21 protein-coding genes are annotated in these 20,555 nt (G+C 55.2%); 11 read left to right on the forward strand and 10 right to left on the reverse strand.

What is annotated here, in order from left to right; translation table 11 throughout:
• Window positions 1–25 precede the first annotated feature (25 nt).
• The gene (locus H8B15_RS19970) at window positions 26–256 is read left to right on the forward strand and encodes an XRE family transcriptional regulator (RefSeq protein WP_187321423.1); all 231 of its coding nucleotides are present in this window, start codon (window positions 26–28) and stop codon (window positions 254–256) included.
• A 273-nt stretch (window positions 257–529) separates the two neighbouring features.
• Here the strand turns inward: H8B15_RS19970 and H8B15_RS19975 are convergent, their stop codons facing one another.
• A complete protein-coding gene (locus tag H8B15_RS19975) occupies window positions 530–1,024 on the reverse strand; it encodes a helix-turn-helix domain-containing protein (RefSeq protein ID WP_187321424.1) in 495 nt (164 codons plus the stop codon).
• A gap of 1,131 nt (window positions 1,025–2,155) precedes the next feature.
• On the opposite strand from H8B15_RS19975, the gene H8B15_RS19980 reads away from it, so the two are divergent.
• On the forward strand, window positions 2,156–3,412 hold the full coding sequence (locus H8B15_RS19980; protein WP_187321425.1) for a hypothetical protein: 1,257 nt from the start codon (window positions 2,156–2,158) through the stop codon (window positions 3,410–3,412).
• Between the two features lie 345 nt (window positions 3,413–3,757).
• On the opposite strand, the gene H8B15_RS19985 is transcribed toward H8B15_RS19980, so the two are convergent.
• The 6 genes from H8B15_RS19985 to H8B15_RS20010 all read right to left on the reverse strand — a co-directional run bounded on the left by H8B15_RS19985 (window position 3,758) and on the right by H8B15_RS20010 (window position 8,914).
• Complete coding sequence (locus H8B15_RS19985) at window positions 3,758–4,951, reverse strand: replication initiation protein (protein WP_187321426.1); 1,194 nt, start codon at window positions 4,949–4,951, stop codon at window positions 3,758–3,760.
• Window positions 4,952–5,365: 414 nt separating this feature from the next.
• Window positions 5,366–5,686, reverse strand: a complete 321-nt coding sequence (locus H8B15_RS19990; RefSeq protein ID WP_187321427.1) for a hypothetical protein — start codon at window positions 5,684–5,686, stop codon at window positions 5,366–5,368.
• Window positions 5,686–6,486, reverse strand: coding sequence for an AAA family ATPase (locus H8B15_RS19995; protein ID WP_187321428.1), 801 nt, complete (start codon window positions 6,484–6,486; stop codon window positions 5,686–5,688). The genes H8B15_RS19990 and H8B15_RS19995 overlap by 1 nt, the downstream gene beginning before the upstream one ends.
• Before the next feature lie 254 nt (window positions 6,487–6,740).
• On the reverse strand, window positions 6,741–7,667 hold the full coding sequence (locus tag H8B15_RS20000; protein ID WP_187321429.1) for a hypothetical protein: 927 nt from the start codon (window positions 7,665–7,667) through the stop codon (window positions 6,741–6,743).
• Between the two features lie 187 nt (window positions 7,668–7,854).
• Entirely contained in the window at window positions 7,855–8,211 is a 357-nt protein-coding gene (locus tag H8B15_RS20005; protein WP_187321430.1) for a hypothetical protein, read from the reverse strand.
• Between the two features lie 196 nt (window positions 8,212–8,407).
• A complete protein-coding gene (locus H8B15_RS20010; protein WP_187321431.1) occupies window positions 8,408–8,914 on the reverse strand; it encodes a hypothetical protein in 507 nt (168 codons plus the stop codon).
• Window positions 8,915–9,110: 196 nt separating this feature from the next.
• Between H8B15_RS20010 and H8B15_RS20015 the strand changes: the two genes are divergently transcribed.
• From H8B15_RS20015 to H8B15_RS20055, 9 genes are all read left to right on the forward strand, one after another.
• Entirely contained in the window at window positions 9,111–9,431 is a 321-nt protein-coding gene (locus H8B15_RS20015) for a hypothetical protein (protein ID WP_185284518.1), read from the forward strand.
• Between the two features lie 219 nt (window positions 9,432–9,650).
• Entirely contained in the window at window positions 9,651–10,787 is a 1,137-nt protein-coding gene (locus H8B15_RS20020) for an acyltransferase family protein (RefSeq protein WP_187321432.1), read from the forward strand.
• 155 nt (window positions 10,788–10,942) lie between these two features.
• The gene (locus H8B15_RS20025) at window positions 10,943–11,215 is read left to right on the forward strand and encodes a CPCC family cysteine-rich protein (protein WP_185284516.1); all 273 of its coding nucleotides are present in this window, start codon (window positions 10,943–10,945) and stop codon (window positions 11,213–11,215) included.
• A 588-nt stretch (window positions 11,216–11,803) separates the two neighbouring features.
• On the forward strand, window positions 11,804–12,478 hold the full coding sequence (locus H8B15_RS20030; RefSeq protein WP_185284515.1) for a response regulator transcription factor: 675 nt from the start codon (window positions 11,804–11,806) through the stop codon (window positions 12,476–12,478).
• Window positions 12,479–12,642: 164 nt separating this feature from the next.
• Window positions 12,643–14,025, forward strand: coding sequence for a HAMP domain-containing sensor histidine kinase (locus H8B15_RS20035; RefSeq protein WP_185284514.1), 1,383 nt, complete (start codon window positions 12,643–12,645; stop codon window positions 14,023–14,025).
• Window positions 14,026–14,355: 330 nt separating this feature from the next.
• Window positions 14,356–14,775, forward strand: coding sequence for a nucleoside diphosphate kinase regulator (rnk, locus tag H8B15_RS20040; RefSeq protein ID WP_185284513.1), 420 nt, complete (start codon window positions 14,356–14,358; stop codon window positions 14,773–14,775).
• A gap of 133 nt (window positions 14,776–14,908) precedes the next feature.
• Window positions 14,909–15,307 carry a nucleoside diphosphate kinase regulator gene (gene rnk, locus H8B15_RS20045; RefSeq protein ID WP_185284512.1) on the forward strand — a complete coding sequence of 133 codons (399 nt, stop codon included), beginning with the start codon at window positions 14,909–14,911 and terminating at the stop codon, window positions 15,305–15,307.
• 161 nt (window positions 15,308–15,468) lie between these two features.
• On the forward strand, window positions 15,469–15,831 hold the full coding sequence (locus H8B15_RS20050) for a hypothetical protein (protein ID WP_185284511.1): 363 nt from the start codon (window positions 15,469–15,471) through the stop codon (window positions 15,829–15,831).
• Between the two features lie 66 nt (window positions 15,832–15,897).
• Window positions 15,898–17,337 carry a bifunctional metallophosphatase/5'-nucleotidase gene (locus H8B15_RS20055; protein WP_216859221.1) on the forward strand — a complete coding sequence of 480 codons (1,440 nt, stop codon included), beginning with the start codon at window positions 15,898–15,900 and terminating at the stop codon, window positions 17,335–17,337.
• A 252-nt stretch (window positions 17,338–17,589) separates the two neighbouring features.
• Here the strand turns inward: H8B15_RS20055 and H8B15_RS20060 are convergent, their stop codons facing one another.
• The 3 genes from H8B15_RS20060 to uraH form a co-directional block, all read right to left on the reverse strand.
• Window positions 17,590–18,096, reverse strand: coding sequence for a nucleoside deaminase (locus tag H8B15_RS20060; RefSeq protein ID WP_185284510.1), 507 nt, complete (start codon window positions 18,094–18,096; stop codon window positions 17,590–17,592).
• Window positions 18,097–18,161: 65 nt separating this feature from the next.
• Window positions 18,162–19,388 (reverse strand): amidohydrolase family protein, encoded by a 1,227-nt coding sequence (locus H8B15_RS20065; RefSeq protein WP_187321433.1) that lies wholly within the window; start codon window positions 19,386–19,388, stop codon window positions 18,162–18,164.
• A gap of 281 nt (window positions 19,389–19,669) precedes the next feature.
• The gene (gene uraH, locus H8B15_RS20070) at window positions 19,670–20,089 is read right to left on the reverse strand and encodes a hydroxyisourate hydrolase (protein WP_185284508.1); all 420 of its coding nucleotides are present in this window, start codon (window positions 20,087–20,089) and stop codon (window positions 19,670–19,672) included.
• Window positions 20,090–20,555 lie beyond the last annotated feature (466 nt).

Genomic DNA, 20,555 nt, shown 5'->3' on the forward strand with positions numbered 1-20,555 from the left:
GCTTTCCCCGGAATTTCCGGCTAGTATGAATGCCTTCCCTCTTGATCCCCGCTTGCAGAAAATTGCGGCCCGTCTCCGGCAGCTACGCCTGGCAGCAGGTTACACATCATATGAGGCCTTTGCTTTTGAGCACGACCTGCCCCGCGTGAGTTACGGCAAGCACGAAAAGGGTAGTAACCTCACCCTGAAGAGTTTACTCAGGCTCCTCGATATCCATCAGTTGACGTTACCAGAGTTCTTCGCAGGCATGGAGTGAGTTTCACTCTCGCTAAAACTTACCCACCACCCGTGCGTGGCAACGCCGCATCCAAGGCTGGATGCGGCGTTGCCACGCACGGGTGGTGGGTAAATCGATGGGCAACCGTCTCGTGCGCTCTGGTTTCCCCCTGCGAGCGATGGGGGGGAGTCAGGAGGGGATGCCCTAACCTCGGATGTAGAAAAAAATTTTTTAATTTTTTTCTACTGCTTGCTACAGGTCCCGGAAAGTCAAAGTCCGTTTCAGACCAGGCACGGCCTGTCTTTTCGGGCCTCACTGCCGCAGAGGCTTCTCGTGCATCTTCGCTTGTTCCTGTTGCTGAGCTTTGCGTGCGAGGCGCCCAGAGAGTTCCTTCATTTTCTTCGCATGCTGCTGTTTGCCAACGGAGTCAATTTCCTCGGCAAAAGGGGCCTGATGACGCTGGTTCGAAGCTCCCTGCCAGACGACACGGGCATTCAGTACATATTGGTTGGTCGTGCCAAGTTTGTCCACCCGGATCAACTTATTCTCTTTCAGGTACTGCACCGCCTTGGAAACAGTATTGCGGTGTTTGCCGAGCCCTTTGCTGAGCTGCGCTTGATTGGCGACACACACATTCGCTTTCGTAGACTTCTCGATCAAGAAGAGAAGAAGCTGGAGCGCCGTAGGGTTTTCCGCTACCATGATACGTAGAACGGGGAGCGTATCCTGGTACATCTGATAAAATAGTGCTAGAGACTCGTCGGTTTTGTAAGCAGGCGAGCTTCTGGTATCAAGAGCAAGGGCCATTAGAAAGGAAAAGGATGAAGGACTACGAATTTGCTTCTTCGCACAGCACAGGAAGTGTGCCAATCTGCCCCCATCTGAAATGTGCAGATCGGCACCACACGGATGGCAGCTGATCTGCACACCTCACTGCAGGGCGGTTGCGCCGCGCAACATACTTATGGTCAAACCCATAGAATGCCGGCCTTCTATTCTAGTTTGTCTCAGAGTACTGAGCTTAGTGCTGCTAGGACTCAGCAGCTTACTGTATTTTGTCACTGAAATTAAAGCGACTTATGCTGCCATTGCCTCAGCTTAGCTTTTGCCCCAGTCGCATCACTCATGCCCACTACGTGGGCAGCTATGCATGGCGCCGAACAACGCACAGAAACTAAGCCCACCGTAAGGCCGCTCGCCTCACGCTAGCTCCACGAAAGATGACTCAACTAAACTCATACTGTCTTCATGCGTATCTTTGAGCACGACTTGAAGCATAGCTGGCTCTGCTGGAGAGCAACCAGTGAGGAATAAAGTCGTCCGTAGACGCATGCTGCCCGCCGACAGCGTAACCGTAGTTGGCGAAGGCACAGCAGGTGTTGACTACCCCGTTCCCTTCTCTGACGCATAGACTGGATCTAGCAGGAAAGAGGGCGGGGTAGTTTTCGATCTGCGCTGACGCGCAGTGAGTTTTCTGGGCATTACCGTTCCGCATTCCTCCCACCACCAGCCGTTTGAGGACGGGCCTTGTGCTACCAAGTAAGCAAGTATCCTCCCACGCCACAGAACTACGCTCTTCTCAACTTCGCTATTGGGCCATCCGAGGGTGACGCGCAGAGGCAGAACCGGAATCTACTGCTCCCGTTGGAAACAAATCGAGTCGATCCCAGCATGCGCATGGCCTAGTAAGCGCAGGTGCTGCCCTAGTCCTACCGTCATGTGACCACATCGTCCCAGTAGCCTGTTGCTTTTGCTGAAAGAAGCGATGAACCAGCCCTTCCCCGTCCCGTCCGCTACCAGCACCAGCGCCGCTTCAACTAAGTGTTTCCATCCAATCAGATGTCTCTCTGACTAGTAGTATTTTATGAAGGATATATTTTATGAAGGATATGAGCTGAATAAGGAAGGCAGCTGTGACTAACCAACTTTGGGGAGGACATGTGGGTGCGCCTCAACGACGGCCAGGCACGGTTCGAACTCGCCTACCACGTCACCACGCCTTTCACTGGCCTGGAAGAGTTGGGCCTAGCCGACCTGGACCGGGATGGCTGGCTCGACATTCTGTCGCCGGTGCCGGCCGCTGCCGCCCGCGCCGACCGACATGGCGCGGTGGAGCGCCTCGAGTTGGGCGGACAAATCAGCCCCGGGGTGGATTCCACCATGCTGGATACGCTGCGATGCCTGCGGTTTGTGCCCGGCCGCCTACACGGCCGCCCTGTACGCGTGACACTACACTTCTCACCAACGCTCTCGGGCCAGGGCCCGCCTCAAACCTTTCCGCCCACCCCGCCGCCCGGAGAGGACCCGATTTACGCTGAGGTCGAGCAGATGCCCACCTTCGCCAATGGCGAGGCTATTTTGCCCCGGCTACGCCGAGAGGCACTCAGCCACTTTATTTTGCCCGACAACGAGCACCTCCCGCCGCACAGCCGCATAGTGGTGGTGCTGGTGGTGGACAAAGATGGGCACGTGAGGGGGTACCGGGTGGAAGAGCACATCAGCCCCACCATCGACGTAGCGCTGACTGCCGGCCTAGGCAACCTGCAAAAGTTGGTACCCGGGCAGCACCAGGGACGGCCCGTGCGAGTAGCGCTCCGGCTGATTCTGGAGCCAACCGGGGCCAATGCCCCCTTACGGCAGACCGAGGCCGAGCGTCTCGAAGCGCACACGCGGCAGCAAGGACTGGCCCAGCGGCGTCCGGGCGAAACAGATGCGCACTTCCTGCGCCGGGTGCTGCCGCTGTCGTTGGCGGCCACAGACCACCTACTGACCTACGCGTGGCGACCCAGCACCTTTGGCAAACAGCTATTCCTCGCTACCCGGGGCCAGGGCGAGAACGTGTACGGCACGGACCTGCTGGTACTGGACCCCTACCGCCCTAATACGTACGCCCTGCAGATTCTGGCGCTGGGAGATATGGGTGATTTGACTAACCTGGAGTCCCTGTTCTTTGTCGATGTAGACCACGACGGGCGTCTGGAACTACTGGCGTTGAAGGAGTGTAGCCTCAAAGACGTGGCTTGGACCGACAAGCACGGTTACGGTCATGCACCCCACTACGCCACGGACGTGTTTCGCCTCGCGGGCACCGACCGCACCGGCCGGCCACAGTACCGACAAGATACAATGGCCCGCCCCTACCTTGATGAGTTGTCTACCGCGGCCGAAGTGCGCCAAGTCCTCCGCAAGTACTAGGTGACGCCTCGTGAATGAGTAGCTGCGCAGGGAGTAGTTGATCAGCTCCCGGTTCAATTAATGCAAGTTGGGATCCGCGTTGGGTCTTTCCTGCGTGCGGTAATTATGGTGGGCGACGCTCTGCGCCAGCTCCCGACTCGTAATTTTAGTAACGCAAATAATTGCAAAAGCCACGGATATAGGTAGAGTGAGGCTGGGATGTAGCAACCAATGTTTAGTGGGTTATACATTGAACAAAATCGGCTACTTCTACCGAACGAGTTGCGCCGTGTTTCTATTACTAGGCTCTTCCACAGGAAGTGTAGTCACTAGCTTTCTAGGGCTATTGTCGCCCAGGTTCCGGCCTTAGCTCTGCTTTACCAGCCAGTCTTCCTGCCCGCGCTTTTCTATTCTGAAGCCATCCTGTAGATAAACCTGCTGTAGATGCTGCTCGAAGGTGTCTGCTCGTTTCTGACGTAGCGCGTAGGGTCCGGGGTTGTCATACATCTCCCGCACTTCACTTAGCCGAAAAGCCACCTCCTCTTTTTTCTCAGTAGCCTTGGGCAGCTCCTTCTTTGCCAGTTGCCGAGGCGTTTGAGAAGCAGCGTAATCCTCCAGAAGATACTTCTCCACCAGGGCTTTGTAGATGGCCCCAGCGGGCTTCTTGATCTTGCCCTTACGGAACTGACTCTGCACAACACGCATCACGTATTCCACGTACCCCTCATCGTATTCACCAGCGCTCAGTTGCGCTTCGATGGTGGCAATACTACGATTCCCCACCCCACTTTCTATCAAACGCTGCTGCCACACGGGACGCGCAATGGACGTCATAATTGTAGCGGTTCCCGTTGGAGGAAAGGAAAAGATGATGCTTTTCGCAGAACGCCCACTGCGTTCTACATTGTAGGTGAATGGTATATCCGTTGTGGCAATTTCGTCTTGTGCTTTGTCGAGTACCCGGGCTTTTAGGTTCTTAAACTCACGGTACTCATTCTCATCTATGTCTAAAGCAAACCGCAACTGTTCTAGCGTCATAGTCCGTTTGCCAAAATCGCCATACTCACGGAGCAGGAAGTAGATGCGAAGCGAATATGGGCTTTTCAGTTTGTGTAGCTGCTCTACTTCGGCCGTGGTAAAGTTGCCGCTTTCTCGAAGCTGCAGCAGGTAGGGCATGATCAGTGGGTTGAAGCTAGCCACCACCCCGCCCATTTCGCCGTGGTAGTCCGCTTGCGCCATAAGCGGTCGGTTGAGATACACGGGCTTCTTCTTTCGCTTCCGAGTCTGCTCATCCAGCTCTTCTATGTGCACCGTGAATTTTGTGATATCACGACACATGTCAGCAATTGCTTCGTAGCTGGAGCCACCTTTCTTGCTCTTGGAGTGCAATAGCTCCTCAAACGGAATGAACTGAGGCTGAAACTCTTCGTCATTGAAATCAATGCGTGTGAGTAGGGCAATGAAAAGCCGCATTTGCATGGGAGCGAAGCTAAATCGGGCATTCACAAGCGCATTGTGCTGTGCAACAACGGCTGTAATCTTGCTGGCTGGACTCTTCATGGAAGTGACGTCATTTTTGTAGCGGTTGAAGTCCTATTGACGTCATTTTTGTAGCTGATCGACGTCATTTTTGTAGCTGATCGACGTCATTTTTGTAGCTGATTGACGTCATTTTTGTAGCGCATAACGTCATTTTTGTAGCGATTGATGCCCTTAAACGTCTGTTATACTGTAAGTTATGAGACCTATAATACTATTAATATAGTAACAAGTAGTAAAAGCTAGCTAGCTTTTTTTGACGTCATTTTTGTAGCGGTTCAACAAGTCCTGATGAGTATAAATTAGCACACAAGCGCAATTTTACACCGCGCGTTTTTGTGCGTTTTTATACTTTCTGATACTGTGGGTTTATAACCTATAAATCAGTGAGTTATATAGTATACCGTACCTTCGCGACATAGCCCATATTACCTTCTATATCGGGGGCAATCGACGACGTTTCGCTTGCTTTGCCGGGATTTCTCGATCTGCTTCAGGTTTACCGTCTAGGTAGGCCAGCAACGCATCGTTTAGTACGTCACCGATGGTCTCATGCGACCAGAAGGTGTACTGTTGTAAACGACGGAAGGTGTTTGGTGGTAACGCATTGGTAAAACGAATCTTAGCGTCATCACCTGCTGTTGGCTCGGGTGTGGGCGCGATTTGCGGGGAGGGTGAGTTGCCCAGAAGAAGATCGTCCACCGATTGGGCGGGCTTTGGGAGTAGATGGCCAAGGGTTACTTTCAGTTTTGACATTACTTCTTGCGTAGAATTTCTTGGGTAAGCGCTTCGTAGTCTTGCAAAGCCGCAGATTGAGGGGCCCACTCGTACAATGACTGCTGGTTGACTTGAGCCTCGGCTACTGCGACATTATCACGGATTGTAGACTCCATCAGATGGGCCCCCAGGTTGGGGTGCTGTTGCATGACATCGACAAACTGGTGATGCAGGCTTTTGCGGTAGTTCTTGGCGTATTTCGTCAGAAACACCCCTCCTACCCGTAGGTTGGGTGAGAAGTTTTTCTGAATGCGACTTATGAGGTCGAGTAGTGACTCTAAGCCGTTGAAAGCAAAGTACTCAGGCATTGTAGGAATATAGACTTGGTCTGATGCCGTAATCGCTGCCATGGCCAGGGCCGAATTGGGGCTGGGCCCGGTATCGAAAATCACAAAGTCCACCAGCTTGCGCAGATCGCCTACCAGGTTCTTGAACGCCAACGGATACATGGCATCGGTACCCAGCAACTTTTCAGCAGCAGCCAACGATGGAGAAGCGGGTATCAGCCACAGGTTAGTGCCTACCTGTTGCATGGCCTGTGGGAAGCCAAGGGAGCCATCAAGTATCTGGGTCAGGCTTTTGTCCTGTGAGCTGGTTGGGAGTGCCTGCGTAAGATTCATCTGTGGGTCACCATCAACAAGTAACACCCGGTACCCATCATGAGCAAGACAGTGCGCAACGGCCCATGCCGAAGTGGATTTGCCTGTTCCTCCCTTTCGATTTGTAAACGTTAGTATCTGCATCGTATTGGTAGTGTTGAGAAGCTTGCGAGTAAACATACACAGTATTCACAACACGAACCATAAGATGCATAACGTATTCTCAATATTCATGATATTGTAAATGTTGGAGATGTTGTAAATGTTGATAGTATGCTCTGTATTGTTCGTATGTGCAACACACAAATGCAATATCACCAACATAGGCAGGAGCCGATAGAGATTCTGTACTCTCTTATCAAATTAGCCCGTTAGCAATAGTAAGCAGTGCCCCATAACGCCGTATGAGTATAGACATTACAAGGAAGCGGAGTTTATTTCAACCGCCGCAATGGGCTGTCTGACTTAAGAAAGCGGGCCAGTTCAGCGTGGCTGAAGGTTACTTGAAAGTTGCCCCTCAGCGTTTTCCAAACGAAGTTTGACAGGCTGTCGTAGCTCACCGGATGATCGAAGAGCAGACCGGTTGACGACACTGTATATTCTTTCGTGCTACTTAAGGAAAACGTTTGACCCAGTACGCCCGCTACATCATCCGGTTGGAGAAAACCTTCCTGCGTCGGTACGTATTGCCGCGTTATTTCCTGTAGCTTCTGCTGACCTAGCGCCAGAAATGCCGGCACCAACTCGGGCCGTATTTCATCGGCTACGACCACCGGAAAGCCCGTGTTCAGATCCAGCGTTTGTGTGCGGTAGTCATACCACACGCTGGCGCCCAACCCCTCTGATGATGTCGTAATGCTAAGTATGCCCTGCGCATTGTAGCCCACGTCGTAGCCCAGGGTTTGCGGACCATAGTGGAGGCCGTTTTCCTGCTCATCTGCTAATTTGTCCCGCAAGCTCATGGGCGTTTCACTAATAAGGCTTTCTAGGGAAAAATACTCAGCCAACAGCTTGCTCATGCCGACATCGGGCACCATGGGCAGGGGAATGGTGAAGGTCTTGAAATACGTTTTCGCGCCGACTCGTGCCCGCGTAACCGCTGGCGGGGTAGTGCCCCCCACGCGCGCTAGCGCAAAGGGCAGATGGACAGTGCCGGCCGCGTTGTGCCAACTGCCTATCAGCTTTCCGTCAGGCTGTACGCGCCCCTCAAACCGGCCCGTTGATGCCGTATCAAAAACCGCTGATTCGCGTAGCGCCACCACTCCGTCGGGTGCCACATCGCCCGTGAGGTCCAGTAGCCGGCCATTGCGCACGTAGTAGTACGCTCCAGTCAGGACGGAATCCCGAGTACTGAGTTGCATTCGGATGCGATATTTACCAGCCAATGCCCCTTCGTACGAGCCAGCCACTGGCTGCGCTCGTTGCACCTGCGGCCGCCGGACAGACAGTGGTCTGTCCGTTTGGGCTTGGGCCGATACGGCCCACGAAGAAATTGATAAGCTTATACTGAAGCTATATACTAAGCCCTGACGAAAGCGCTGCATCGATTCAATAAGTGACAATAAATGCTCTAGCTGGTTGTTTTCGTGGGATTACGCTTTCTCCTATCCAATCATAAACCACGGGGTTTCCTTTTTGCTCTGGTTCCCACCCTAGTTGCCGTGCTTGTTGAATAATTAGAGTTGCCTCTTTTGGTCTAATAATCTGTAAGTTCAACTGGCTAACGTGAGGGAACGCTACCCAATAGGCGTTGATATCCGTATCAAAATAGACTTCAATCTTGCGGCCTTGACAACCTGCTTGCTGGGCGACAAAAACATTGAAGCCATCATTCGGGCTTACCAACCAAATATATTGGATGCCTTCTATGGTAATTGTTCGAGACTTTTTCTTAGGAAATGCCATGGGAGAGGGGGTGGCTTCTATATCTGTTTTTGAAGACTATATTTCTTACTCGATATGGCATAAACAGAAGCCTTCTTGCTCAACAACTCCGACTACAATAGGCAAGCAAACGGATAATTATAGTGCATCTAATAACGTCTGCCGAAGTCCCTTTACTAAATGTTATAAGCTTTTAGATCTCTCACCATGCGCCCTGCTAAGGCTTAAACCGAATCATGTACTTCACTTTCCCCCCTGGATAAGTCTTAGCCGCTGCTTGTGCACTAGTAAAACAGCACAGCCGGCTTTGTGGCTCCTCCTCGTCAGGTAAATAGCGGCTCTCTATCTCGCCTATTGTATCTGATGCAGTCTGGCGTGATTGGCTCATAATGGTCAGCGTACTGTGTGCACTGGGAGAAGTGATAACGTGTACGATGCATTCCTCTAAGCCATAATCAAAGGAAGCAGGTATAAGCTGTTGTGGTGCCGTCTCGAGGGTGAGTAACTTAAGATCGAGGCGATGGATGGTATAGCCTTGTTGCAAGAGAATATCGCTGAATCGTTGCAAAGCGACATGCGCGCTATCGCCAGTAGTCAGCAAGATGGTATCGGCATTTTTGAAAGGCTTTGACGATCTCTTACCGACCTGTTGGGCATAGAGATCTACGCTGCTAAGGAGTATAAGGAACAGAAGAAAGGTAACTCGATAAATGCAGCTATTCATAATGCAATACAAAGGGAAAGTACCATAGATAAAAGTAAAAGGTAGAGGAATAAACTTACTATTATTTCAAGGCTTGTCCGAGAAGCAACATTACGTTAAGCAACTTTTCTCAGAAACCACCTGATTTGATGAATAGGCCTATTTCTTACTTTTATCTAATTAATAGTCTTATCAAAAAAGCAACCTATGTTAACTTATGCAACCAGGTAATCTTTTACCCATTACCACTCTTGGTGACAGCTGGGTGGACAATGACTTGATGATGCTTCACGCCTGCTTCCAGTTGTTAACCAACTGCATTGAGCAGGAACACTTGTTCACGGCGACCGAGTGGGAGGAAAACGAAGCGACCCAGCACACCAAGCAAGAGCTTGAAGCATTGCATCAGTGGTGGCAAGAACGGAGCACAGTAGAACGGCAGCAACAGGTAGATCCAATCTGGACGAAGAAACAGTACGAAGAGGATACTCAGATGCTAATCCGCTTAATTAAGGTGCGTCAGTATCTATGGACGTAGCAGTGACCAACCTATAGATTGCTCTATTGAACATAATCTTTACTTATAAGACCGCTAACCACTGCTATGAATTACGTTCTGGTAGCAGCACGGGATAATTCAACGGCCTAAGCGTGCTATGGCTATTTCTCTATTTTACAGACTGCTACTGTCCGGCAAGGAACTGATGCAGCCGTTTTTATACTTTGCGCCCGTTTTAACTTATGGTATGTACAGCCAATGGTAGTAACGAATGATCAGGCGTTGGCTCCCAAGCCCCACTATCCTATATTAGACGGCCTGCGCGGGGTAGCGGCCATCATCGTGGTCACTTTTCACCTGACCGAGCCTTTAGGAACCGGGCATCTGGACATCCTGGTCAATCACGGGTACTTGGCCGTGGACTTTTTCTTTCTGTTGTCGGGCTTTGTGATCGGCTACGCCTATGATGAGCGCTGGCCGAAAATGAGCGTAGGCAATTTTAGCAAACGCCGGATTGAACGGCTGCAACCCATGGTCGTGCTGGGCATGACGCTGGGCGCTCTCGGCTTCTATTTTACAGATTCCACCATCTGGCCACTCATCCATACGGTTCCCGTCTGGAAGCTGCTGCTGGTGCTGCTGATCGGCTATACGATCCTACCCGTGCCCCTGTCGCTGGATATCCGGGGGTGGGAGGAGATGCACCCACTCAATAGTGTGGGCTGGTCCCTGTTCTTCGAATACATCGCCAACCTGCTGTATGCTCTTTGGATCCGAAAGTTTTCCAACACGGCACTCACTATTCTCGTCGGCCTTTCGGCTATTGCCCTAGCCCACCTAGCCATCTCCCATGGCGACGTGAGTGGGGGCTGGACGCTGAATGTGGAACAGGTCCGCATTGGGCTTACCCGTACGATGTACCCGTTTTTTGCCGGTCTATTATTGTGTCGGGTAGCCAAGCCGACGCGGATTAAAAACGCCTTTCTTTGGTGCAGCTTGCTCGTGGCGCTCGTGCTGTACATGCCGCGCATTGGCGGCGCGGAGCAGCTGTGGCTGAACGGGCTCTATGAGTCGGTATGCATCATCCTCGTGTTTCCGCTCATCGTCTATTTGGGTGCCAGTGGCGTGCTGTCGACACAACGCGAGAACAAGCTCTGTACCTTCTTAGGGGAGATCTCCTATCCGCTGTACATGGTGCACTACCCGCTGGTCTATTTTTATGTGGCCTGGATCAGCAATCATAAGGGCGTCACGCTTGAGCAGGCATGGCCCTACGCGTTACTCATTCTGCTTGGGGCAATCGTGTTGGCCTATGCGGCCTTGAAATGGTATGATGAGCCGGTCCGCCACTGGTTGCGGAAAAAATCTTCCAAAACAGCCCCGGTGGGAGCGTAGGGTCATTTCATCCCTTCGCTAATATAGAAAGGCTTACTTGAATAGAATTTTGACAATAGTCCATGCTAATATCCGTCCTCCTTTAGTTCTTGAAATAGTTGATTGACATAATGGTAGTTATATGCGCGCTCTTAGAGGAGTGCAAATATTACTAGATGTCGTTAGCCCCTAATCAGTTTGGACGTTATCCCTGTCCGTGTTGTCACTATCACACCTTTCAAGAGCCCGCAACAGGAGAATATATCATCTGCCCGGTTTGCTTTTGGGAGGATGATCCGGTGCAAGCGGTTGAACCCACCTTCGTGAGTGGCGCTAATCAGGTGAGTTTACGCCAAGCACAAGTCAACTTTGTCGCGCTTGGGGTTTCCGATCCTACCTTTAAGCGTCAGGTTCGGCTGCCCACTACAGAAGAGCTACCTGATCAGTAGCGCTATTTTTCTCCTACCAGTTCTATCTGTTTTTCTATGGGTGCCAAACATGTGTGCTTTGCTTGTCGGAACGCCTATAATGTACCCTACGGCGCCGTTGGCCCCCTAAAGTGTCCCCACTGTGCCGGAGCCTTAACTATTTTGCCACATCGCTTTCGGCCGCCGAAAAAGCGAGAGGACGAGAAGTGGAATACCGCACAGTACTTAGTGGAGCAGGGGTTCTACTATGAGCATATCTTCCCGGTAGCGGAGCCTACGAAGCACGTGGCAATACCGGCGAACTATGTACCCTATCCGGAGAATTTACGGGAAGCTCGAGAATTCGTACAGCAATACCGTGCCTTTGCCAAGAAGCCATAAAAACAGCTGGTATTTAGCTACAGTCAAGCTTATAACCTTTATTGAAGGGACCTCGGTAAACGTTATAATTTTTTGGTTCTCTATAGAGAATACAGTTCAGTGAAACCACCGTTTATCAACGCAAACAGGGACTCCTCAATACCTATTTACGCCGCGAACTCACGCACTCTGCTTCGCGCTTTGCATAGGTCCTAATTTACCTGCTACAACTGATTATCTTGCCCTCATATGAAAGTTTTACTGGTAGAAGACGACCCGCAGGTAGCCTCTTTTGTGAAGAAAGGGTTTAAGCACGAGGGATATGAGATAACAGTGGCCTACGATGGACGCTCGGGCTGGTCGCTTTACCAGCAGCAGCCCTACGACATTGTGGTGCTGGACGTCAACCTACCCTACCTCAACGGGGTGGAATTATGTCAGCTTCTGCGCGGCAGCCGGCAACGGGTACCCATTCTGTTGCTTACGGCCCTGGATAGTCTGGCCGACAAAGAAGCGGGGTTTGCTGCCGGGGCCGACGATTACTTGGTGAAGCCCTTCGCGTTTCGGGAGTTGCTGCTGCGGGTACGGGCCCTCACCAAGCGTTATGCCGAAACCAGTACCCCGCAACACCTACGTCTGGCTGACCTGGAGCTGAATCTAGATTCCAAGATTGTGACCCGCGCCGGGCAACGCATTGACCTCACGACCCGCGAGTATTCGCTGCTGGAGCACCTATTGCTCAACCAGGGACGCATCGTGTCGCGCGTGGACATTGCCGAGCGGGTATGGGAAGTGGATTTCGACACCACGACTAACATCATTGACGTATACATTGGCTACTTGCGAAAAAAAATTGATCGAAGCTTCACGCCGAAGCTTATTCATACCGTTGTGGGGATGGGCTACGTGATGCGAATTGATTGAGTAGGGCGCTTCGCTCGTTTTGGCCCTCAACGCGACGCCTACCGCTATTCAGTAGCGCAGCATAAATACGGTAGGCGAGTGCAAAAAGCCCTGGCTCCTGGCTGGCCAGACTAACCAACGGGTCGTATATTTTCGCTCCTAACGGCTCCTGTATACGTGAGAACATGCTGATTCGAAATAAGCTGATGGTGCGCTTTACCCTGCTAGCCCTGGGTATCCAGCTGTGCTTCTCCGCTTGCGTCTATTACTTTAATGCCACCATGCGGGCGCAGCGCTTTCAACACCGCTTGGTTAATAGCGCCACGCTGGCCGGGCGCCTGCTCGTACCCCGGCTTGCGCCGGAAACAAACCGGCTGCGCGGTTTGCGCCGGGAAGTGCTGCTTACCCTACCCCACGAAGAAATCAGCCTCTACGGCCCCGACACTACCCTGCGCTACAGCAGCGCCGACCACATCGACCAAGCGGCTAACCGAAGGCGCCTCGCCAGCGTAGGCGCGGGCCAGTTGGTGCGGTATCCGACTACAGGGGCGCTCGAAACCATTGGCTTTGCGTATCCGCAGGGTAGGGCCCAAGGGTATTACCGCATCTTCGTGTCGGCCGAGGACCAAGTGGGGCGGGCACAGCAGCGGCAACTGGGCCGGCTGCTGCTGCTGGCTAACAGTGGGGCGCTACTGCTCACGCTGGCCGCTGCCTGGCTGTTCGCCAGTGGTGCCCTGCGGCCCTTCGCGCGAATCAGCCAGCAGGCGCAGCGCATTTCAGCTAGTAGCCTGCAGCTGCGCCTAGCAGAAGGCAACGGTCGCGATGAGCTGGCCCAGCTCGCACGCGATTTCAACACGATGCTGGCCGGTCTGGAACAGGCGTTTGAAGCGCAGAAGAGTTTTCTTTCCAATGCTTCGCACGAGCTGCGCACGCCGCTCACAGGACTGGTTGGCACCCTGGAAACGGCGCTCGAATACGATACTACCCTGTTTGATGCCCGCCAGAGCATGACCCAAAGCCTGGAGGCCGCCCGCCGCCTCAGCGCCCTGACCAATGGGTTGCTTAACCTGGCGAAGGTGGACGGCGCCCTGCCGGCCGCTACCCCCGTGCGCCTCGACGAATGTCTCCGCCACGCCCTGGCGCTGGCGCGGGCCAAGTACCCCAACCGCGAGTGGCACCTCTCCTTCCGCAACGTACCCACTGGCCCCGAAGCACACCTATTTATGCTGACTGGCAACGCCGAGCTGCTCACGACCGCGCTGCTCAACCTGCTTGACAATGCGGGTAAATACTCTGGTGGGCCGGTGCGCACGGAAGTGATGTATGCCGATGCCACCACCCTACGCTTGGCGGTAGCCGATGAGGGCCCCGGCCTTTCTGCGGAAGAGCTCAGCCACATCTACGAGCCGCTGTATCGGTCGGCCGGGGCCCAGGGCCGCCCGGGCTACGGTTTGGGCTTACCGTTGACGCAACGCATCATCCAGCGCCACGGCGGGCGGCTCGAGTTGACTTCCGTCCCTAACCAAGGTACCGTAGCGGAGGTCTGGCTACCTATTCATCCTTCTTAACGGATGCAGGGTGGCGGCCATCTGTACCGTTAGCCCCCGGCCTGGCCGGGGGCTTTTTCATGTTTTCTCATGTGCTTCTCATCTCGTTCTCATGCCGGGGCGGGACCTTTATACGGGTCGTTGCCTAGCCTATCTGCATCAGGTTGCGGCGCGTTTTTCTGGTTGGAAGCCGTTTGAACCCAGATGGCCCGGGTACTACACTAGCAGGCAGTACCCGTGCCGTATAGGTTTGGGCTATTCATCGTTTGCCCACCTGAAGCCCTACCACCGCTGCACACTCGGGCCGCCATTTCCGCCGCTGTCCCCATCCCTACCTAAACGATTAACGCCATGCACAGCAAGCTTTCTGCTCATGCTATCTATCTCACGAAGCTGGATCATGAGCGACTAACCAACCTGGTGCAGCAGGAGCAGCCAGCGGATATGAGCGACCTGATAGAGGTGCTGAAACAGGAGCTCAAGCACGCGCATCTTGTTGATTCCTACGCTGTTCTTCCTGATGTCATCACCATGAATTCCCGCCTGAAGCTGCGGGCGACAACCAACGACGAGCGGTACTTCACGCTGGTATACCCGTCGGAGGCGAACGAAGCCCGGGAACGGGTATCCGTGCTGACGCCCATGGGCATTGCCGTGCTGGGCTGCCGGCTGGGTGACCAGGTCCGGTGGAGTACGCCGGAAGGGCCAACCAGCTACTGGATTGAAGCAGTTCTGCACCAACCGGAAGCCGCCGGCGACTGGGTGAGCTAGAGACGCTCCGCAGTCGCTTATTTTCTGGAGCACAGCCAGTTGCACTATGCTACCGGGGCTACGGACTCACACCACCAACCACCTGCTTAACAGTAAATCACCCCTGGTTCACCTTATTCTTTACAACATACACATGCAGCCCATCTATATCACGAAAGCGGACCATGCTAAGCTAGTAACTCTAATACAGGCGGAGCGTCAAGTCGGCGGCGACCAGCCTGTGGGGGCATTGGATACTGAATTGAAACGCGCCAAGCTGGTTGATTCAGCAGTCGTGCCGCCAGATGTTGTCACGATGAACTCGGTGGTTCGCCTCCGGGAGCTGAAAAGCAAGACAGAGTTGGAAATCACGTTGGTGTATCCCAAGGACGCGGATGTGGGGCGCCGAAAAATCTCGATTCTGGCTCCGGTGGCTACCGCTGTGCTCGGCTGCCGGGTAGGCGACCAGGTAGAGTGGCCCCTGCCAAAAGGCACGGCTACATACGCAATAGAAGCCATTTTGTATCAGCCCGAAGCTGCTGGACCGCTGTGAGAGCAGGTGCCACCCCAGGCTGTTGCGGGTTGAGCCAGCATTAGCAAAGCGATGAACGCCTGGCACTTGCAGGCAGAAACAAGGTAACGTTTTGTTCGGCGGGCGCACCGCGGCTTGCTGCGGCTCCTGTCGCTTCTCAAATAAAATAGCTTTCTATCCTTATGAAAAAAGTCTTTTTGTGCTGTGTGCTCGGCCTGTTGGCCTGCGCTGGGTTGGCGTCCTATCCAAAAGAAGTCGCTCCGGCGGGCTACCTGATGGTGATAGGCAGCGGCCGGCCAGGTAATTCAAACCGGGCGGAAATCACCATTATACAGCCGAATGGTCGCCGGCAGGTGCAGTCCCTCCCCGATATTCCGGTGAGCAAGGAAGGTCCCAGCCCGGCAGGCGCAGTGGATATTCACCAAGCTGAGTCCGTCACGATCAATAAGTTATACGCCCAGGGTTGGCGTCTGGTTAGTGTGGCGCAAAGCACCGTAGGGGCCGGGGCCTCCACCGAAACTATTTACCTGCTGGAAAGCCGCTGACGCCCGCCGCTTCACCTACCCCCCTTCCCCAATCAGCCTGCTTCTCCCCGAGAGTTTCCTTGCCGCATGCCCACCACTACGATTACCTTATTCCAACTCAACGACATACACGGCTACCTCAACCTGCACCAGGAGCTGTTTCCTGGGGCTGACGATTTTGAGTACCGTCCCTGCGGCGGGTATGCTCGCCTGGCCACCACGCTGCGGATGTGGCGGGCCCTCTTTCCCAACAGCTTGCTCTTCGACGGGGGCGACACCTTTCACGGCACCTGGCCGGTAGTAGGCACCAAGGGCGAGATTCTACTACCCATTCTTCGCGAGTTGGATATTGCGGGCATGACGGCCCACTGGGATTTTGCCTACGGCCCGGCCCATTTGCAGCAGCTGCTTGCGCAGCTCAACTACCCGCTGCTGGCCGCCAACGTGTACAACGAGCAGTCGGGCGAACTGGCTTTTCCTCCCTACCGGGTCTACCAAGTCGGCGGGCGGCGGGTAGGGGTAATTGGTTTGGCCTGCCCTGCTGTAGGCACCAATATGCCCGCCCACTTTAGCCAGGGGCTGCGCTTCACTACCGGCGACGCGGAGCTACCCGGCTGCGTAAGTCGGCTGCGCGAGCAGGAGCAGGCCGATCTGGTCGTGCTGCTTTCCCACTGCGGTTTTCCCCAGGATGTAGACCTGCTGACGCGCCACCAAGGCATCGATGTGTGCTTGAGCAGCCATACCCACAACCGGCTCTACGAGCCTGTGCGGGTAGGCCGCTGCCTGGTGATGCAATCCGGTTCGCATGGTTCCTTTGCCGGCCGGCTCACCCTCACACTCGAGGAAGGCCGCATCACCGCGTATGACCATGAACTACGGGAAATTGGGGCCGACATTGCCCCCGATCCGGTGGTGCAGGCCCTCATTGATCAAGCCTTGCTCCCGTACGCGTATCTGCGCGAGATGGTAGGCATTGTGCGCGGCGCCTTGCACCGGGGCACCTCGGTGAATGCGCCGATGGACGACTTCCTGCTCGAAAGCCTGCGCGCCTGCGTACCGGCTGACGTGTACCTGTCCAACGGCTGGCGCTACGGCGCGCCCGTGCTGCCCGGCCCCGTGCGCCTGGAAGACCTCTACCACATCGTGCCGATGGATCCCGAAATCGAAACCGTGGAGCTGACCGGCATCGAGCTGCACCAGTTGTTGGAAGACAACCTGGAAAGCACCTACAGCCCCGACGCGCTGCGCCAGCGGGGCGGCTACGTGAAGCGGGGCCTGGGACTGAAGGTGTACTTCAAGATGGAAAACCCCGCTGGCAGCCGCGTGCAGCGCGCCCTCGTGGGTGGCCAGCTGCTCGACCCGGCCCGCACCTACTTGGTGGCTTTCGTGACGGGGCAGGCCGTGCCCTCCCACCTGGGCCACGCGCGCCGCAGCACCGGCCAGCACGCCGTGGCCGCCATGCGCGCCTACCTCGACCAGCACCGCCCGCTGGCCGTGGGCTGCCCCGATTCGTTCGTAGTAGTGTAAACTTTGATATCGTGAGTACACAGTGTCCGCTAGGCCACAGCTTGCTTAACCTGAGCCAGTGTCCGACGCATACTCACATTTGGCGCACCCGCCCTACCCTACTGCTGGTAGATAATCCGCCTAGGTTTTACCGCGTACCGAAGCGCTACCTGCATAGCACTCCACGTGGGCACGCTGTACTTCTACGGAAAGCCGTGTTATCCGCTTCTGCAGGCATAAGAGCGCCTCAGCAAGGTGCCCTGGCTCAGGCTGCTAAGCCGTTTTCGGCCGCGTATGATAGGACACGTGCAAGGCCCGAATGGCCTGCAACAGCTCGCCCTCGGCGGGGCCTGCTACCTGGGCATCGGCAAGAAGCTGTTGTACCGGCAGCATGTGCACGGGCCCGGGCGGTACCCCAATCTCCTGAAGCCAGTGCGTAAGCTGCTGGGCCGAGGCGAGATACACGATTTTGCCCAGGCCTACCCAGCCGTGGGCGGTGGCGCACATAGGGCAGTGCTCACCGCTGGTGTAGAGGGTGGCGGCGGCGCGGGCGTCGGGCGCGAGGTGGGCAGCAGCCCATTGTGCCAGCGCCAACTCGGGATGGGCCAGGGAGTTGAGTTCGTTTACGCGGTTCCGGGCCTGAGCCAGCACCGTGCCGTCAGTGCCCACCAGCACCGAGCCGAAGGGTTCGTCGCCGGCGTGCAGGGCTTCGGCGGCCAGGGCCAGGCACTGGCGCAGGTGGGGCAGGTCGGTGGGCGTGAGGGGGAGGTTGGTGGGCATAAAGGAAGAAGTAGGTTGGGCCGAGGGGCACTTGTCAGTCCTACCCCCCGCAGGGGAAGTAGGGCTCAGACAGCTGGATACAGTACGGCCTTCGGATTGGTAAACGTGGGCCGGCCGTTCTTGTAGCCCAGCAGCGGCTGCGCGATGGTGCGGATAGCCTCAGTGGCGCTGGAGGCCTCCAGCAGCACAAATGTGGCCGGGCCACCCACTTGCAGGCGAGCCTGCCGGGCTAGCAGCCGGGCGGCATTGGTGGTTACCATTTCGTAAGTGGCCCGGATTTCGTCGTCGGTGGCAAGCTGGGCCACGTTGGCGTATAGGTTGGCCATGCGCACCAGCGAGGCGTCGCCGTAGGGCGTAAAGGCGTTGAGGATGTTATTGCTGGAAATGGTGGTAAGCAAGCCCTGCGCCTGCAATTCGTGCGCGTTTACTACCCCTCTGGTAATGAGGTGAGTATGCTCCTGCCCCATCATCAGCAGGTCGGTAGCAGGCAGTACGGTCAGGGCAATTTCGGCCTCCAGCAGCAGCTGCACCAGCCCGGCACGCTGGGCCGGGGGCATGGCGCTCAGCTTGTTGACGTGCCCAATGGACACGCGGCCCTGGTAGCCCCGCTGCTTGGTTTGCTCGACAATTTTGGGGATGCCCGACTGTGCGGGGTTAAGGTCGAAATCAAGGTGAAAGTCCACGTTCACCTCAAACTCCTCGGCCAAGTCGAAAATCAATTCCACGTGGCGGTCGGGGTCGGGGTCGGTGTAGGGGCAGCCGCCCACTAGGTCAGCCCCCTGTTGCAGAGCCTGTCGCAGCAGCTCGTAGGTAGCCATTTCCTGGGTCAGACCGTCTTGAGCAAAGGCGCACAGTTCAATGTCGATGGCCGGGGCGTACACCTCCCGCACCCGCTTGAGGGCCGCCAACGAGCGCAAGCCGGCGCGGGGGTCGGTTTCGACGAAGGTGCGCAGGCCCATGGTGCCTTTCTTGATAGCCATTTCGATTACCCGACTGGCTCGGGCAAACACGTCCTGCTCGGTGAAATCCTTTTTGGCCTCCTTGGTGAGCTGCGAGGCCTCCTCCTTGCCGCCCGCCTGCACCGGGCAGCGGCTCAGGATGCAGGCCTTGTCGAGGTGAATGTGCGTTTCGTAGAAGCCAGCGCACACAAACTGGTTTTCAGCGTCGAGCACCACGCGGGCCGGGGCCGTGATGTCGGCCTCCAGCAGCGTAATCTGCTCGCCCACGATTCCGATGTCTACGCTGGCCTGGTAGTCGTCGAGGCGCGCATTTTTCACGAGTAGGTCAAGCATGAAAGTTGGCAACAGAAAAAAATGTAAGCTACTTATTTTTAATGAATTAACACCCTGGCTCGGCGTCTGCTCGCCGCCGTTCGCAAACGCCAGTATGCGCTTTCCGGTTTCGGGCGTGAGCACGGTAGCCAGCGTGTCGGTGCGCACCGCCCCCGGTTCTATGGCCAATACAGGGGCCAGTAAAACAGGCAGTAGCATCTACTATGCAGTCGTTGCTGAAGCCCGCGCCGAAGAGCACCTTGGTGTCACGGGTTTTGAGGTGGCCGCGGCCGTCAGCCACCTCAGCTGCCGCGGTAGGTGGAGTAGCCAAAGGCCGACAGCGTAATGGGCACATGGTAGTGGGCGCCGTCGGTGAGTTCAAACACCACTTCCACGAAAGGGTAGAACGAGGTTTGCTGCTGCGCCGCGAAGTAGGGCTTGGTGAGGAAGGTGAGACGGTAGGTGCCGGTGGCGGGCGTTTTCTGGCCGGCGGTGGGCAGGAAATCACCGATGCGGCCGGCTGCATCGGTTTGCTTCTCCGCTACCTGGCTCCAGGTTTTCTTCGCGCCATCATACTTCTCCAGACGCACCGTGACGCCGGGCGCGGGCAGGCCGCGGCCGATGTCGAGAATGTGGGTGCTGAGTTGGTAGGCAGGCGGCGTTTGCTGCGCCAGACCCAACAGGGGCAACAGGCTAGCCAGAACAATAAGCAGGGTTTTCATACAGGCAAAAAATGAAACGCAGTTAAATAAGTAGTGCTGCCGGCCTCGGGTATGCCGCCGCCCAGCAGCAATTTTCAAAAAAGGAGCTTGGATGAAGAAGCATGAACCTGCCTGCTATACGAGAGTACGGGTGATACACTTGTAAGTATTCACGTAAACAGTTTACTATACAGCAACCTCAGAACTTACGGTGCGATTTGATTTTCAGGCTTAGCGGCGACCACCACAAAGGAAAAAAGCCCAGCAAACATGATGTCGCTCTTATACAGTGGCGGTCAGGCTAGTGGACCGGATGCGGTATATGTATCGCCCTAACTGCTTGTCTACTCCCGGTTATTTTCCAGATGCGTTGCGTTCAGCGCTGAATTACTGATGGCTTCGCAGCAGCAGCTTCCCCTTTACATACGGAAGCTGTGTAGAAAGTCAACAGAACATAACGCTGTGCGAAGTCGAAGCAATAAAGAGT

Source organism: Hymenobacter citatus, assembly GCF_014333615.1.
GTDB classification, from domain to species: Bacteria; Bacteroidota; Bacteroidia; order Cytophagales; family Hymenobacteraceae; genus Hymenobacter; species Hymenobacter citatus.